Genomic DNA, 15906 nt, shown 5'->3' on the forward strand with positions numbered 1-15906 from the left:
CGGCATGATTGCGCGTCTGCTATACCTCCCCTCATGCTGATCCTCGCCATCGATACCGCGCTTGATGCCTGCGCCGCGGCCGTGCTCGACACCAGCGCAGGCGGCGTCATCGCGCAGGAATCGCAGGCGATGAAGCGCGGTCATGCCGAAGCCCTGATGCCGCTGATCGCCCGCGTGATGAAGGTGTCAGGCGTTGCCTTTACCGCGCTCGATCGCATCGCCGCGACCACCGGCCCCGGCAGCTTTACCGGATTGCGCGTCGGCCTTTCGGCCGCCCGCGGCATTGCGCTCGCCGCCGGCAAGCCGGTCGTCGGCGTGACGACGCTGACCGCTTTTGCCGCCCCCATCGTCAGCGCGAACAGCGAACATCCGGTGATATCAGCCGTCGACGCACGGCATGATCATGTCTATTTCCAGGTGTTGGGCGGCGACGGCCGTTCATTGATTAACGCGAAAGTAGCCCCGATCGCGGAAGCGCTCGACGCGGCGCGCTTGGGTGCGCCATATCTGGTCGGCAATGCGGCGAAGATTCTGGCCGACCGCTGGCCGGCCGATGCAGCGCCGCCTTTCAAGACCGACCAGCAGGCAGCGCCCGATATCGCCTGGGTGGCGTGGCTGGGTGCCGCCGTCGATCCCGAGAGTTCACCGGCGCGGCCCTATTATCTGCGCGCGCCCGATGCCAAGCCGCCAAAGGATCCGCTGTCCGGTGCTTCACAGCCACCAGCAGCATCATGATGACATGGCTCTCCGATTGGTGGAGCGGCGGCACGGCCGTGATCGAACCGGCCAGCCCGCGCGACGCGGCGCGTCTGGCGCAACTGCATGGCGCATCGTTTCACCGCGGCTGGGGCGAAGGCGAATTCGAGGTCATGCTGACCGAGCGCAATACGCTCGTTCACCGGCTCAGACTTGGACGCAAGACCATCGGCTTTGCGGTGTCGCGCTGGGCGGCTGACGAGGCGGAGTTATTGTCGATTGCCATCGATGCGGCCCAACGTGGCCGTGGCTTGTCGCGCGACCTGTTGCTGACGCATCTCGGTCATCTCGCCGGCCGCGGCGTATGCAAGGTGTTCCTCGAGGTCGAAGAAAATAATCAGCCGGCGCGGCGCCTGTATGAATGGGCCGGATTTGAGGTGGTTGGCCGCCGGGAACGCTATTATCAGCAACCCGGCGGGGAGCAATTGAATGCACTTCTGATGCGACGTGACTTGTCGTAATATGTGCTGGGTGGCAAAAGACCCCGCAACCTGCGTCCGAAGGCCCTGAGACCCATGCCCGTACTGAAATCCCCGTCTGCGCACAAGAATACCGGCATTGAGGCACGCTGCGCCGCCACCGGCATGCGCATGACCGAGCAGCGCCGCGTGATCGCGCGCGTGCTGGCGGATTCGGTCGACCATCCCGACGTCGAGGAACTTTACCGGCGCTGTGTCGCGGTCGACGACAAGATCTCGATCTCGACGGTATACCGCACCGTCAAACTGTTCGAGGACGCCGGGATCATCGAGCGGCACGATTTCCGCGAGGGACGGGCGCGCTACGAGCAGATGCCCGACAGCCACCACGACCATCTGATCAATCTGCGCGACGGCAAGGTGATCGAGTTCACCTCCGAGGAAATCGAGAAATTGCAGGCCGAGATTGCCCGCAAGCTGGGCTACAAGCTGGTCGATCACCGGCTGGAACTGTATTGCGTCCCGCTCGACGAAGAGAAAACCTAGTTTTCGTGAACCACTTTTCGTGAATTTCGATCTCATCATTTTCGATTGCGACGGCGTGCTGGTCGACAGCGAAGTCATTTCATGCCGCGCGCATGCCGAGACATTGACGCGTCACGGCTATCCGATCACATCGGAACAGGTACTCGAACGGTTTCTCGGTGTGTCTGACCGCGAGGCGCGCCAAACGATCGAACGCGAGATCAACCGAAAACTACCTGATGACTTCGAACAACAGGTGAAGGCGGCCACGCTGAAATTTTACGAGGGCGATTTGCAGGCGATCGCACATGTCGGCGACGCCATTGGCGCGATACGCCTGCCTAAATGCGTCGCTTCCAGCGGAACGCCCGAAAAGATTCGCCACGGCCTCAGCTGCGCCGGCCTCTACGACCAACTCGCGCCGCATATTTTCTCCGCTACGCAGGTCAGCCGCGGTAAACCGGCGCCCGATCTGTTTCTATTCGCGGCCGAGCAGATGAAGGTGCAACCGGCCCAGTGCCTGGTTATCGAGGACAGCATTCCTGGCGTCACCGGCGGCCGCGCCGCCGGCATGACCGTGCTCGGTTTCCACGGCGGCAGCCATTGTCAGCCGGGCCACGCCGAGAAGCTGTGCGCCGCCGGAGCGGACATGATCTTCGACGATATGCGGCAACTGCCCGACCTGATTGCACGCATCGCTCGAAAGGTCAGCTAGATCAGCATCGCTTGGTTGAAGTCCGGCGTCGCCGCCGACATCAGATCAACAATCTTGCCGCGAGTTAACTGGGCACGGAACCCGCAGGTGATAGTTTCAGGTGAACCTGCGCGAGGGGAGCGGCGCATCCCAAGATTACCCGACAACCAAATATTGAAGACGGCCTCGTCGCTCACGCTCGTTGCGGCGGTGGCTATGCTTGCGCGAACCTGGCAGCTTTCGCAGAACGAGTTTGGAAGGCAATACTACGCCGCGGGCGTGCGCAGCATGCTGGATAGCTGGCACAATTTTCTCTTCAACGCGTTCGACCCCGCAGGCTTTGTTTCCATCGACAAGCCGCCGGTGGCGATCTGGCTGCAGGTCGCCAGCGCCAAGCTGCTCGGCTTTGGCACGCTTTCGATTCTGCTCACCCAGGTGATGGCGGGATTGGCCGCGGTAGTGATCATCTACGCGCTGCTGCGGAAATATTGGGGCCGGACGGCAGGACTTATCGCCGCGCTGTCGCTCGCGCTGAGCCCGGTCAATGTCGCCGTCGACCGTTCCAACAATACCGAGAGCTGTCTCATCCTGGTGCTGCTGGCCGCCGCGTGGTTGGGGATGCGGGCGGCCGAAACCGGCCGGCTCGCGATGCTCTGCGCCGCGATGGCCGCGATCGGCATCGGCTTCAACGTCAAGATGGGAGCCGCGCTGGTGTTGGCGCCGGTACTGGCCCTGACGTTCAGCCTCGCCCGGCCCGGCGCTCCCGTCACCTGGCACCTCGGGCGACAAGCCATCGCAGGCATCGTCCTCGTTACCGTCGCGCTGTCATGGGCGATCTTCTTCGATCTCACGCCGGCCCGAGACCGGCCCTATGCGGGCAGCACCAGGCACAATTCCATGCTCGAGCTTGCATTGGTGCATAATGGCGCCGCCCGCTTCCTTGCGATATCCACGCCCGCAGGCAATCCGGCCATCTCCTCGCCCGCCGCCTCCGGCGCGACGGCGCCGGCAACCACGGCAGTCCGGCAACCCGTGATGACCGACGACTCGCCGACAGGCCCGCTCCGCCTGTTTCGGCCGCGGGCCGCGGCGCAGTTCGCCTGGCTGCTGCCGCTCGCGCTCGCGGGCCTCGTTCTCGCCTGGCTGGACGCACGAAGTCCGGGCGCGCCCGTGTCACGCCGCATCAGCGCCGGCGTGTGGACCGGCTGGCTCGTGCTGTACTGGATCGTGCTCAGCTTTGCCGGCGGATTGATCCACACCTACTATGTCGCCGTGCTCGGTCCGCCGCTCGCCGTGTTTTCCGGCATCGCTGTCGCAGGCCTCTGGTCGAGATGGAAAGCGGGCAAGCCGGGGCGGATGTATCTGCCGCTGATCATCGTGGCCACCGCCTCCTGGCAAATCTATCTCTGCATGGCGCCATCCGAGGGAATCGGATCCGATTGGCTCAGCCTGACATGGCTGACGTCGATCGGGATCGCCGTGATTTGCGCGGCCGTCCTTTATGCATTGCCGCAGCAGGGCAGCAGATTCGCAAAACTGCTCGCGGTCGCTTCCATTGGCGCGCTGCTCGTTCCGCCGACCCTGACCGCCGCGAGCGTCGTTCTGAGGCGCCCGAACATCGCTGCGCCGGTTGCGAACATGACCGCTTTGCTCGCGCCATCAGATACCGAGCGCCAGGCATTGCGGACATCGCGGTTGGACGCCGGCCGCCAGAAGCTCATCAGTTACCTGACCGCCAATCGCGAGGCCGCGAACTTTCTCGTCGCTGTTCCCAACGCCAACGTCGCTGCGCCGCTCATTATCTCGACCGGCCTGCCGGTCATGGCGATCGGCGGCTATCTCGGCGACGATCCGATCCTGACGGCTTCGGACGTCGAACGGCTGGCCGCAGACAGGCAATTGCGCTTCGTGATGCTGGGCGGATTTACCCTGGCGCCGGCAAAGCAGGCGGCGGCGCTGGATCCGATCGCGCGATGGGTGCGCGCCCACGGCCGCCCCGTCGATCCAAAATTGTGGCGCCTGGCCGCTTCGAGCGGCACCCCCTACCGCATCAACCTCGGCAACGAATGGGTAGAGGTTCCGCCGCCCGAACTGTTCGATCTCTGGGATAATGCAAACGGCAACCGGTCGGGAGAGGCCGCTCGCCAGCAGCCCAGATAGATCTGGGGCGTGAACTCATAAATTCAGAGCAGTCGGCGGACGTCCGTTTTGGTGCGCATAACGGACTAAAGTCGGGTCGCGCCATGTCCGAAAAGCGCTCCACAACCGGACTCAAGCGGCTCAGCGCTGTTTCGTCGCGAGCGAGCAGCGTGCGATCGTTCGCCACCGCCATCCGAGCCAGCGGACAAATGATTCTTGCGGCAGAAACCTGGTATCGGACGGTTCGAATCTCGGTTAAAGGCCTCGATGGCATGCTTTCCAGCAGCATGACCACTTGGAAATTTATCTAAAGACTGGAAAAAACTCCTAGCCTGAAGGCGCTACGATATGGCCATCAAAGTGTATTTCGCGTCGGACCATGCCGGATTTGATGCCAAAAATAAGCTTGTCGAATATGTCCGCGATCAACTCAAATGCGAAGTCGAAGACTGCGGTGCCCTGGTAAACGATCCGCGGGACGACTACCCGGGAATCATTGCCGTTGCCGCCAAGAAACTTTCGGAAGACGTCGCTGCAGGGAAAGACAGTCGTGCCATCGTTGCCGGGGCTTCCGGACAAGGCGAAGCAATCGTAGCGAACAGGTTTAAAGGCGTTCGCTGCGCGCTCTACTATGGTGATCCTGGGAACGAGCAAGTGGACGCTTCCGGAAAACATCTGGACATTCTCATGTCGACGCGCGAACACAACAACGCAAATGCGCTCTCCCTCGGCCTTCGGTTTCTTACTCTCGATCAAGCCAAAGACGCCGTCACGCGCTGGCTCGCAGCACCGTTTCCCGGAGAAGCGCGCCACGCACGCAGGATTACTCAGATAGATCAAGTTTCGTAATATGTTTTGGAAGGCGGCAGGCTGGCGTCTGGGACCGGATCATGGATGCACTGGCCGCCGGTCACGACGCGGCCGGCAGATGATCGACACCTCCATCGTTCGCATGCACCAGCACGGAGCCAGCATCGTGGACAATGATCACCAAGATATGAGTCGCTCGCAAGCAATGTCGGCGTGTCGCAACCTGATACGACAAACTCGCCGCCAACTATCTAGCGTTCGTCAAGCTTGCATCAATCCGCATTTGGTTGCGTGCCAATGAGTCCGCGCTCTAACTGGCGTCGTATTTCTCCATCGGAAGATCTTTCATGTCCGGATGGTTCTTGAGCACGTCCATAACGTCGATGTGGGGACGGTCCTTAAGTTTATCGGTCACGCAATTGTTGACGTACTTCCGGCGCGCGAGCCACTTCACTTTTTCGCCCTTCGCCCGCGCCTTGCATGCAACAATGGCCGTCTTTAGCGCGGCCCTGTCAGCCTTGGCCACAGGCGCAGCCTTCCCAGGTGCAGCCATGGCGATCGTGGGCGTCAACGCAGGCCCACCCGCAAGGGCCGCGGCGGTAAGGCATGTAAATAGAGCTGTGGCGAAACGGGACATGATGCAATTCCCCCCGGTATGCTGATTTGCGCGACTATTCTTGTTCCAAACGCGATGGATAACAGGCCATCGCCCCGGCAAACGCAAGGTTTTCGCCTCGGAATAAGGGGTATGACGCTGGATTTCCGGCTCTCGAGCCTATAATTGACCCCCTGACGCCGGATTGGCGCCCCATAAGCCCGACACCCAAGGTTCCATGAAGCCGCCGCGCAAGCTGCATATCAAGTCCTATGGCTGCCAGATGAACGTCTACGATGCGCAACGCATGGTGGACACGCTGGCGGGCGAAGGCTTTGTCGAGACTGACAGCGCCGAGGATGCGGATCTGGTGATCCTCAACACCTGCCACATCCGCGAGAAGGCTTCCGAAAAGGTCTACTCCGAACTCGGGCGGCTGCGGGTCGCCAAGGATGAGGCGGCGCGTAACGGCCGCGAGATGCGCATCGCGGTCGCGGGCTGCGTGGCGCAGGCCGAGGGCGCGGAGATCATCCGCCGCGCGCCTGTTGTCGACGTCGTGGTCGGGCCGCAGAGCTATCATCATCTGCCGCAATTGCTGGCGCGCGCGAAGAGCGAAGGCCGTGCGCTCGAGACCGAATTCCCGGTCGAGGACAAGTTCGGCTTTCTCCCGGCCCCCAAACCGGACGCGATCCGCGCGCGCGGTATCTCCGCTTTCGTCACTGTGCAGGAAGGTTGCGACAAGTTCTGCACCTTCTGCGTGGTGCCCTATACGCGCGGCGCGGAAGTCTCGCGCCCGGTGGCGAAGATTGTCGACGACGTGAAGCGGCTCGCCGACAACGGCGTGCGCGAGATCACCCTGATCGGCCAGAACGTCAACGCCTATCACGGCGAAGGCCCCGACGGACGGACCTGGCCGCTCGGCAGGCTGCTGCATCGGCTTGCCGAAATCGAAGGTATCGTGCGGCTGCGCTACTCCACCAGCCACCCCCGCGATGTCGACGATTCGCTGATTGCGGCGCATCGCGATCTCGCCGCGCTGATGCCGTTCGTGCACCTTCCGGTGCAGTCCGGCTCCGACCGGATCCTGGCGGCCATGAACCGCAAGCATACCGCCGATGATTATCGCCGCGTCATCGACCGTTTTCGCACAGCCCGCCAAGACATTGCTTTTTCATCGGATTTTATCGTCGGCTTCCCCGGCGAAACCGAGGGAGAATTCGCCGCGACCCTCGCGCTTGTCATGCAAATCGGATACGCTGGGGCGTATTCGTTCAAATATTCGCCTCGGCCCGGCACGCCGGCGGCGGACATGCAGGAGACGGTGTCAGCGGCTGAAATGGACGAGCGATTGGTGCGGCTTCAGGAATTGATCGACAGCCAGCAATCGGCCTTCAACAAGGCCATGATTGGCAACACCGTCGATGTGCTGTTCGAACGCGCGGCCCGCAATCCCGGCCAGATCGTCGGCCGCACCGCGTACCTTCAGCCCGCGCATGTCTTTGCCTCGCCTGACATCATCGGACAGGTGCTGCCGGTCACGATCGGCAGCCTCGAGCGTTACAGCCTGCTCGGCGAACTCGCAGCCGCCCCCGCTGACGCTGCACCATCAACGCTTTCATCCATGACCCTTTCTTCTCAAGAAACCAATCCTTCTCAAGAAACTCAGGGAGCCTGAACCCTTGCCAAAAAGCGCATCGGATTCGCCTTCGCTAGCTCCCAGCCGCAAATTTGACCGCGACATGCAAGTTCCGCCCGAGACCCAGGTCGTCATCGACTTCGACGACAACCGCGCCGCTTCCGCGCTGGTCGGCCCCTACGGGCAAAACCTGGCGCTGGTCGAACGGCGGCTCGGCATCGTGGTCGATTCCCGCGGCAACCACATCACCATCGCCGGCTCCCGCGACGGCTGCGACGCCGCGCGGCGCGTGCTGGAGACGCTCTATGCCCAGGCCTTGCAGGGACATGACCTCTCGCAGGGCGAAGTCGAAGGCGCGATCCGCGCCGTGCTGGCCCAGGGCTCGCTGTTCGAGTTCGACGCCAAGACCGCCAAATCGTCGTTCGAGACCATCAACCTGCGCAAGCGTCCGGTGCGGGCACGCACGGCGGCGCAGGATTCCTACATCCGTGCGTTAAAGCGCCACGAGATGGTGTTCGGCGTCGGCCCCGCAGGCACCGGCAAGACCTGGCTTGCGGTGGCGCATGCCGCGCAATTGTTCGAACGCAAGGAAGTCGATCGCATCATCCTGTCGCGGCCCGCGGTCGAGGCCGGCGAGCGGCTCGGCTTCCTGCCCGGCGACTTGCGGGAAAAGGTCGATCCTTACTTAAGGCCGATCTACGACGCGCTGTACGATTTGATGGATTCGCGCATTGTCGAGCGCGCGCTGCAGGCCGGCGAGATCGAGATCGCGCCGCTGGCGTTCATGCGCGGCCGCACGCTGACCAATGCCGTCATCATCCTCGACGAAGCCCAGAACACCACTTCGATGCAGATGAAGATGTTCCTGACCCGGCTCGGCGAGAACAGCCGCATGATCATCACCGGCGATCCGTCGCAGGTCGACCTGCCGAACGGACAGGCCTCCGGGCTTGCCGAAGCGGTCAAGCTGCTCGACGGCGTCGAGGGCATTTCGCAGGTGAAATTCACCGCGGAAGACGTCATCCGCCATGAACTGGTGGCGCGGATCGTCGCCGCCTATGAGGGATTGCCGCAAAAACCGGCAACCAACAAATCTTGACCCAGAAATCGTCGGCGCCGGACCTGCCGCAGGCAGGCCCGGGCCGTAACCCGAACATTGCAATGCAAAGCGCTGGAACGCTCGTGTCGTCCGTCCTTCCGTTCACCGAAGTTCTGGTCGTCGCCGATTGCTGGCAGGCCGAGCCGGACGCCGAGGCGGTGATCCATCGCGCCATCCATGCGGCGGCCGAAATCGTCGATGCCGATGTCGGCGAGGCCGAGCTCGCCGTCATGCTGACCGACGATGCCGGCATCCGCACGCTCAACAGCAACTGGCGCGGCATCGACAAGCCGACCAACGTGCTGTCGTTTCCGGCGCTGCAGCCGAGCGCAAGCGCGCCTGCCGACGCGCCACGGATGCTCGGCGATATCGCCATTGCCTACGAGACCACGCGGAAAGAGGCCGACGACGCAGAAAAGCCGTTCGATCATCACCTCAGCCATCTGGCGATCCACGGGTTCCTGCATTTGATCGGATATGATCACGAGAAAGACGACGACGCCGAAGCCATGGAAGGTCTCGAACGGGAGATTCTCGCGCAGCTCGGTATTCCAGATCCGTATGCGGACCGAGACCCGTATGCGGACCGGGAGCGGATGGACTAAAATGCCGGACTCCGACCCGATACAGGACAATCCGCGCGACACGCCCAACCTGCCGGCGGTGGTGCAGGAAGGCGAGGTGCTGCGTCCGACCGCCGACAGCTGGCTGATGCGCGCGATCCGCACGCTGTTCGGCTGGAGGGCAGGATCGGTCCGCGCCGATCTGCAGGTCGTGCTCGACGCCTCCACCCCGGATGATGTCGGCTTCTCCGCCATCGAGCGCACCATGCTGCGCAACATCCTCGGCCTCAACGAGCGGCGGATCGCCGACGTGATGGTGCATCGCGCCGACATCGTCGCGGTGAAGCGGGATATTCCGCTCGGCGAACTAATGAGCCTGTTCGAAAGCGCGGCGCATTCGCGACTTGTGGTCTACAACGAAACGCTCGACGATCCCGAAGGCATCGTTCACATCCGCGACCTCCTGGCGTTCATGACCGCGAGGGCGCGGGTCGGCGACACCACCAAGCCGAAGCGCAAGAAGCCGTTCCCGGCGGGCCTTGACCTGCGCGCGGTCGACCTCGCATTGCCGCTGGCGGAAGCCAACATCATCCGCAAGCTGCTGTATGTGCCGCCGTCGATGCGGGCGATCGACCTGCTGGCGCAGATGCAGGCCTCGCGCATCCATTTGGCGCTGGTGGTCGACGAATATGGCGGCACCGACGGGCTGGTGTCGATCGAGGACATCGTCGAGCAGATCGTCGGCGAGATCGACGACGAGCACGACAGCGACGAGCCGCCATCGATCATCCGGCAGGGAGACAATGCATTCATCGCCGACGCCCGCGCCAGCCTCGAGGATGCGCGCGCAATGATCGGCGAGGAATTCGTCACCGGCGAGGCCGGCGAGGAAGTCGAGACGCTGGGCGGCTACCTGGTGGCGCAGGTCGGCCGTCTGCCGGTGCGCGGCGAGGTCATTGCGGGCCCGGGCAATTTCGAGATCGAGGTGCTCGATGCCGATCCGCGGCGGGTCAAGCGGCTGCGGATCGGGATTCGGAAGGAACGTCCGACGCCGCGCACGGCGCGCGAGCGCAGCCGCCGCGAGAGCGCGCCCGACAGCAGCACGCCGCAGGCCAATGACAACACGCCACCGAGCTCCAGCGACGGAGCCGGCTCGCAGTGATGCCTTCAAGCAAATTCCGCGTGGCGGGACTCTCGATCATCCTCGCCTGGGGCTGGAAGCGCGCCGCGATCGCGCTGGTCGCGGGCGCGATGTCGGCGCTGTCGATGGCACCGTTCAATGCCTGGCCGGTGCTGTTCATCACCTTTCCGGTCGCGGTCTGGCTGATCGACGGGGCCGCGGCCGGAAAATGGCGCGGCGTGCCGGCAGCGGCACTATCAGGCTTCTGGTTCGGGCTCGGCTATTTCGTGCCCGGGCTCTACTGGACCGGCAACGCCTTCCTGGTCGACGCGCCGACCTTTGCCTGGCTGATGCCGTTCGCGGTGCTCGGCCTGCCGGCCTACCTGGCCCTGTTTCCCGCGCTCGGCTTCGCGCTGGCGCGGCTGATCTGGACGCGGGATGCCTCGCGGGTGCTGGCGCTCGCGATCGGGCTCACGGTCAGCGAATGGCTGCGCGGCTATGTGCTGTCGGGCTTTCCCTGGAATGCCTTCGGCTACGCGCTGTCGGAGCCGCTGGCGCTGGCGCAGACGGCATCGCTGATCGGGCTGTGGGGCATGACCTTCCTCAGCGTAGCGATCTTTGCGAGCCCGGCGGCGCTGATTGACGGGTCTTCGCGCGGCCGAAAGCCCTGGATCGCGCCGGTGGCGGCGCTGTCGCTGCTCATCGCGATGGGTGTCTACGGCGCCGCGCGGCTGGCGCTGCAGCCGACCGCATTGACCAAGGTCAGGCTGCGCATCATGCAGCCGAACCTGCAGCAGGACGTCAAATTCAACTACGCCGCCAAGGCGGAGGTGATGCAGAAATACCTTGCTCTGTCCGACCGCGCTTCCGGACCGCAATCCACCAGCGTGCGCGACGTGCAGATCCTGATCTGGCCGGAATCGGCTTTCCCGTTCTTCCTGACGCGGGAAGCGGACGCGATGGCGCAGATCGCCGAGCTGCTGCCGAAGGGCACGGTGCTGATGACCGGCTCGGTGCGCGCCCCGGACGGACCGCCTGGCGCCCGCGTCAGCCGCGCCTACAACTCGATATATGTGATCGACCATGACGGTGGCGTGCTGTCGGTCTACGACAAGCTGCATCTGGTGCCGTTCGGCGAATATCTGCCGTTTCAGGAGTGGATGGAAAAACTCGGCTTCGTGCAGCTGACAAAGGTGCATGGCGGCTTCATTCCGGGCGCGCGGCGCCGCACGATGGAGATCCCGAATGCGCCGCGCGCGCTGCCGCTGATTTGTTACGAAGCGATTTTTCCCGGGAATATTGCAGCGCGTGATGACCGCCCCGGATGGATCGTCAACCTGACCAATGACGGCTGGTTCGGAAATTCGACGGGCCCCTATCAGCACCTGCAACAGGCGCGGCTCCGCGCCATCGAAGAGGGGCTGCCGATGGTGCGCGCCGCCAACACCGGCATCTCGGCGGTGATCGATCCCTCGGGACGAATTGTGGCACGGCTCGGTCTCGGCATCGAAGGCGTGCTCGATGCCAGCCTGCCGTCGGCGCTGCCGCCGACGGTTTATGCTCGTCTTGGAGATATCCCGGCCGCCATCATCGTGGCCGCCGCCCTGATCTTCATCGTCAGACGCCGCGCGGCAAAGCAGGCTGCCTGAGATTTGCACATCGCCAATTGTCACTGGTTTACTAAAAAAGCTGACTGTGCGGTTCCACCAGTTGACAGACAGCCTGCGATTCGCTTTCTGCGGTTGCAAGAGAATAACAACAACCAGTCACTTCATTGCTCAGATCGTCCGCAATTCTACCCGATCCTCCGAGCAGATTTGACGGTATCGGCGCCTGGGGCACAGGCCTTCCACTGCCTCATTCCCGGCGCCCATCCAGGAGCGATGCAGATGTCCACCAAAGCGCCCAATCCGGTTGACAAGTATGTCGGCAGCCGCGTCCGGATGCGCCGCATCATGCTGGGCATGAGCCAGGAAAAACTGGGCGAAGCGCTCGGCCTTACTTTCCAGCAGGTTCAGAAATACGAGAAGGGCACCAACCGGGTCGGCGCCAGCCGCCTGCAGCAGATATCCGAGATATTGCAGGTCCCGGTGTCGTTTCTGTTCGATGGCGGGCCGAGCGGCGCGGTGAATGGCAACGGCTTCGCCGAAGGCGCCTCCCCGGCCTACGTGTCCGATTTCCTCGCCACATCGGAGGGTCTCGCGCTGACGCGGGCGTTCACGCGCATCGGCGATTCCAAAATGCGGCGCTCGATCGTCGAGCTGGTCGAGCAGATCGCGTCGCGCGATGGCCCCGATCAGCGCTGATTTTCATCCGCGCCGGTTTGATAATTTCGTATTCTGGAATATGCCATCATTTCGGACGCGTTGGTGCGAGTCCGCGATGTGCAATTGCGCATCGGAGAATGACGCCGTATCGGATACGACATGACGACACCCAATCCGTTCGATTCCACGACGATCCTCGAGGGCATCCGCCGCTGGGTCGAGATCGAGACCCCCACCGAAGCGCCCGAACAGGTCAACAAGCTCGCCGACCTCGTCGCTGAAAGCTATCGCGGCCTGCCCGCCACCGTGGAGCGGATCGCCGGGCACTCCGGCTGCGGCGATCATCTGGTGGCGCGCTCGTCATGGGGGCAGGACGCTCCGGGAATCCTGGTGTTGAGCCATCTCGATACGGTGCATCCGCTTGGCTTCATCGAGCGGCTGCCGTTCCGGATCGCGGGCGACAGCGCATTCGGCCCGGGCATCTACGACATGAAGGGCGGCGCCTATCTCGCCCATCACGCGGTTTCGCCAGGTTTGCACTGACGGCGCGTGGCCATCGCTCGGCATCACCCAGCTCTATGTCTCCGATGAAGAGATCGGCAGCCCGACGTCGCGCGCGCTGATCGAGGCCGAAGGACGCAAGGCGAAGTACGTGCTGGTCACCGAACCGGCGCGCGACGGCGGCAAAATCGTGACGGGGCGCAAGGGCGTCGGGCGCTTCGAGGTTTTCATCAAGGGCGTGCCTTCGCATGCCGGCACCAGGCCCGAGGACGGCCGCAGCGCCATTCGCGAACTCGGCAACGTCATCCAGACGCTGGCGGCGATGAACGATCTGGCGCGCGGCATCACCGTCAATGTCGGCGTGGTCCGCGGCGGCACAAAGCCGAACGTGGTCGCGGAGGAGGCCTATGCCGAGGTCGATTTGCGCGTGCCGACCATTTCGGATTCCGACGAACTCACGGCGAAAATCCTCAATCTGAAATCGCGCACCGAGGGCGTCACCGTCAAGGTGATCGGCGAGTTGAACCGCCCGCCTTACGAAAAGAGCAATGCCGGCGCCGCGCTTTACGAGCATGCCAGAACGATTGCGGCGGAGATCGGTTTCGATCTGGTCGATACGTCGACCGGCGGCGGCTCCGACGGCAATTTTACCGCGCCGCATACCGCAACGCTGGACGGGCTCGGCGTCGACGGCCAGGGCGCGCATACCCATTACGAGCAGATGTACATCTCCTCGATCGAGCCGAGGGCGCGGCTGTTGTACCGGCTGTACCAGACGCTGCGATGATGACCGCCCCGCGCGATACCGGCGACCGCGACGCGACGCCGGATGACGGCGCGTCGGCACATGCGCGCGGCTCGTTCTTCGGCCGCCGCAAGGGTCACAAGCTTCGCATCCACCAAGCCGACCTGATCGATAATCTGCTGCCGCATCTGGCGCTCGATATCGGAACGGGCGCGCCGGAGCGTCTCGCCGATCTCTTCGAAGGCGACATCGAAGATGTCAGGCTCGAAATCGGATTTGGCGGCGGCGAGCATCTGATCGCGGAGGCGCAAGCCTTTCCGAATATCGGGTTCATCGGCTGCGAGCCCTATGTCAACGGCATGGCCAAGATCCTGACGCAGATCGAAGCCCACAACATCGGCAATATCAGGCTCTATGCCGGCGACGCCGCGGAATTGCTGGCCTGGGCTCCGCCGCGATCGCTGGCGCGGATCGATCTGATCCATCCCGATCCCTGGCCGAAGCGGCGGCACTGGAAGCGGCGCTTCGTGCAGGACGCTACCGTCAACGCAATGGCGCGCATCCTCAAAGCGGGCGGCGAGTTTCGTTTCGTCAGCGACATCGACGATTACTGCGCGTGGACGCTGGCGCATCTGATGCGCAGCTCCGATTTTCTCTGGACCGCGGAGCGCGCCATCGATTGGCAAAAGCCGTGGGACGGCTACACCATGACGCGCTACGGCCGCAAAGCCGAACGCGAGGGACGTGTCGCGGCGTATCTGCGGTTTCGGCGGGTTGGTTAGAGCCGTCTTTCCGGGGCGTGCGCACACGAGCCCGGAAGCCATCCATTGCTCGGCAAGCGGAGAGATGGATTGCTTCGCTTCGCTTGCGATGACGGAGAGGGCCTGAGGCCGGATTACCGCGTCTTCCAGAACGCGACGACGCGCTGGGCGGTCGAGGGCATCAGGCGCACGTAGTTCACCCGCGCGCTTTCGATGTCGGCGGGGGATGCCGTCCGGTTCGGACCGAGCCGAAGCAGGATCAGCGCGCGCACGGTCGCCCATTCGATATCGATGGACTTCCCGGCGATCAGGATCGGATCGTAGCGATCGCCGCTGATCAGGCGATCGAGGGTTTCGATCTTGACGCCGGTCATCGCCGACAGCGCGGCGATCGACTCCTCGTATTTGAAGGCCCTGGCAAAATTGAGCAATGCACCTTCGCCGAGCATGCCTTCGCGGTGGAGCTTCAGCACCGTGCGCTGCGCCGGCATGAAGTCGCGCCGCTCTTCGCGTTCGGACGGGCCGGTGATGGCGGCCATCGCCTGCTGGATGTCGGCCTGGCGCTCGGGCTTGACGACCTGGAACAGGCGGCGGCGGATGACGTCGATGGAGCCGGAGAGCAGCTCCTTCAGATGCGTAGGTGACAGATCGTCGCGCTGGCCAAGCTTGATGGTCAGCACGCCATCCTGGCCAGCGCGCTTGATCAGCGTCGAATAGCTGTTCTCGGAAAAGGCTGCGCCCGCATTGCCGGCGGTGCGCCTGATAACGTCGCGTTCGCCGCGGGCGACAATGACGTCGGTGAGATCGGATGAAAGCGTCGGCCGTTCCGCCATCGCCAGCAGATGACCCTGACCCTTCATCGACGCGATTTCGACCAGCATCTTTTCGTCGATGACCGGCGAGCGGCGCAGCAGCGGGCCTGCGATGGCAATCTCATCTTCGTGGGCAAGCTGGCCGACCAGACCACGCGGCGCGTTCGCCAGCAGCGACAGGCGCTCGGCGAGCTCGGCGCGCGCTTCAATCTCGGCATGCGGGACGAGACTGGTCAGGACTCCGTCGAACAGATCGACGTGATCGGAGCGGAAGCTCGCCGCCCCCTGCAAGAAAAGCTCGCTGATGCGGCGCGCGGCATCGGCGCGACGCTTGGGGTCGCCACGACTGATAATGTCGTCGAGTTCCGGGATCAGCGATGGTGAAATTATCATAAACCCACTCAAACCGGCCTGAATTGGCTGGTTTTCGGGAAACCTAGGCAGGGTTCGTGAATGAAGGGTTA

General features: G+C 63.5%; 17 protein-coding genes and 2 pseudogenes. 16 read left to right on the top strand and 3 right to left on the bottom strand.

The genetic code is table 11. The annotated features are described in order from the left end of the window. The first annotated feature begins 33 nt into the window (after nt 1-33). Genes tsaB through V1286_RS33810 form a run of 4 tightly spaced genes read left to right on the top strand, consistent with a single transcriptional unit; the run spans nt 34 to nt 2415 of the window. Complete coding sequence (gene tsaB, locus V1286_RS33795) at nt 34-735, top strand: tRNA (adenosine(37)-N6)-threonylcarbamoyltransferase complex dimerization subunit type 1 TsaB (RefSeq protein WP_334487363.1); 702 nt, start codon at nt 34-36, stop codon at nt 733-735. Then, on the top strand, nt 732-1217 hold the full coding sequence (rimI, locus tag V1286_RS33800; RefSeq protein WP_334487365.1) for a ribosomal protein S18-alanine N-acetyltransferase: 486 nt from the start codon (nt 732-734) through the stop codon (nt 1215-1217). The genes tsaB and rimI overlap by 4 nt, the downstream gene beginning before the upstream one ends. A gap of 54 nt (nt 1218-1271) precedes the next feature. Beyond that, the gene (locus tag V1286_RS33805) at nt 1272-1721 is read left to right on the top strand and encodes a Fur family transcriptional regulator (protein WP_108512645.1); all 450 of its coding nucleotides are present in this window, start codon (nt 1272-1274) and stop codon (nt 1719-1721) included. Between the two features lie 19 nt (nt 1722-1740). Further along, the gene (locus V1286_RS33810) at nt 1741-2415 is read left to right on the top strand and encodes an HAD family hydrolase (protein ID WP_334490094.1); all 675 of its coding nucleotides are present in this window, start codon (nt 1741-1743) and stop codon (nt 2413-2415) included. Here the strand turns inward: V1286_RS33810 and V1286_RS33815 are convergent. Continuing rightward, a complete protein-coding gene (locus V1286_RS33815; RefSeq protein ID WP_334487367.1) occupies nt 2412-2591 on the bottom strand; it encodes a hypothetical protein in 180 nt (59 codons plus the stop codon). The two genes, V1286_RS33810 and V1286_RS33815, sit on opposite strands and share 4 nt — an antisense overlap. 19 nt (nt 2592-2610) lie before the next feature. Between V1286_RS33815 and V1286_RS33820 the strand changes: the two genes are divergently transcribed. The 4 genes and pseudogenes from V1286_RS33820 to V1286_RS33835 all read left to right on the top strand — a co-directional run. Then, nucleotides 2611-4554 carry a glycosyltransferase family 39 protein gene (locus tag V1286_RS33820; protein WP_334487369.1) on the top strand — a complete coding sequence of 648 codons (1944 nt, stop codon included), beginning with the start codon at nt 2611-2613 and terminating at the stop codon, nt 4552-4554. 83 nt (nt 4555-4637) lie between these two features. Beyond that, nucleotides 4638-4844, top strand: coding sequence for a hypothetical protein (locus tag V1286_RS33825; RefSeq protein ID WP_334487371.1), 207 nt, complete (start codon nt 4638-4640; stop codon nt 4842-4844). Nucleotides 4845-4881: 37 nt separating this feature from the next. Then, nucleotides 4882-5382, top strand: a complete 501-nt coding sequence (locus V1286_RS33830; protein ID WP_334487373.1) for an RpiB/LacA/LacB family sugar-phosphate isomerase — start codon at nt 4882-4884, stop codon at nt 5380-5382. Between the two features lie 161 nt (nt 5383-5543). Then, nucleotides 5544-5657 (top strand): annotated as a pseudogene (locus V1286_RS33835) (IS5/IS1182 family transposase); the annotation flags it as partial. On the opposite strand, the gene V1286_RS33840 reads toward V1286_RS33835, so the two are convergent. After that, the gene (locus tag V1286_RS33840; protein ID WP_334487375.1) at nt 5654-5980 is read right to left on the bottom strand and encodes a hypothetical protein; all 327 of its coding nucleotides are present in this window, start codon (nt 5978-5980) and stop codon (nt 5654-5656) included. The pseudogene V1286_RS33835 and the gene V1286_RS33840 overlap by 4 nt on opposite strands. Before the next feature lie 196 nt (nt 5981-6176). Here V1286_RS33840 and miaB point away from each other — a divergent pair, with 196 nt between their 5' ends. The 8 genes and pseudogenes from miaB to trmB all read left to right on the top strand — a co-directional run bounded on the left by miaB (nt 6177) and on the right by trmB (nt 14651). Continuing rightward, nucleotides 6177-7613, top strand: coding sequence for a tRNA (N6-isopentenyl adenosine(37)-C2)-methylthiotransferase MiaB (gene miaB / locus V1286_RS33845; RefSeq protein WP_334487377.1), 1437 nt, complete (start codon nt 6177-6179; stop codon nt 7611-7613). Between the two features lie 4 nt (nt 7614-7617). Further along, nucleotides 7618-8673 (top strand): PhoH family protein, encoded by a 1056-nt coding sequence (locus V1286_RS33850; RefSeq protein ID WP_334487379.1) that lies wholly within the window; start codon nt 7618-7620, stop codon nt 8671-8673. A gap of 62 nt (nt 8674-8735) precedes the next feature. Further along, on the top strand, nt 8736-9278 hold the full coding sequence (gene ybeY / locus V1286_RS33855; RefSeq protein ID WP_334490097.1) for an rRNA maturation RNase YbeY: 543 nt from the start codon (nt 8736-8738) through the stop codon (nt 9276-9278). 1 nt (nt 9279) lies between these two features. Continuing rightward, entirely contained in the window at nt 9280-10398 is a 1119-nt protein-coding gene (locus tag V1286_RS33860; protein ID WP_334487381.1) for a hemolysin family protein, read from the top strand. Further along, nucleotides 10398-12005, top strand: a complete 1608-nt coding sequence (gene lnt / locus V1286_RS33865; protein WP_334487383.1) for an apolipoprotein N-acyltransferase — start codon at nt 10398-10400, stop codon at nt 12003-12005. The genes V1286_RS33860 and lnt overlap by 1 nt, the downstream gene beginning before the upstream one ends. 240 nt (nt 12006-12245) lie before the next feature. After that, nucleotides 12246-12662: a helix-turn-helix domain-containing protein gene (locus V1286_RS33870; RefSeq protein ID WP_108512652.1), complete on the top strand. Its 417-nt coding sequence runs from the start codon at nt 12246-12248 to the stop codon at nt 12660-12662. A gap of 120 nt (nt 12663-12782) precedes the next feature. After that, nucleotides 12783-13911, top strand: a pseudogene (locus V1286_RS33875) (M20 family metallopeptidase). Then, nucleotides 13911-14651, top strand: a complete 741-nt coding sequence (gene trmB / locus V1286_RS33880; protein WP_417021297.1) for a tRNA (guanosine(46)-N7)-methyltransferase TrmB — start codon at nt 13911-13913, stop codon at nt 14649-14651. The pseudogene V1286_RS33875 and the gene trmB overlap by 1 nt, the downstream one beginning before the upstream one ends. A 113-nt stretch (nt 14652-14764) precedes the next feature. Here trmB and V1286_RS33885 read toward each other — a convergent pair whose 3' ends face one another. Beyond that, nucleotides 14765-15835: a DUF2336 domain-containing protein gene (locus tag V1286_RS33885; protein WP_334487388.1), complete on the bottom strand. Its 1071-nt coding sequence runs from the start codon at nt 15833-15835 to the stop codon at nt 14765-14767. Nucleotides 15836-15906: the final 71 nt, after the last annotated feature.

The sequence above is a fragment of the Bradyrhizobium algeriense genome, assembly GCF_036924595.1.
GTDB lineage: Bacteria > Pseudomonadota > Alphaproteobacteria > Rhizobiales > Xanthobacteraceae > Bradyrhizobium > Bradyrhizobium algeriense.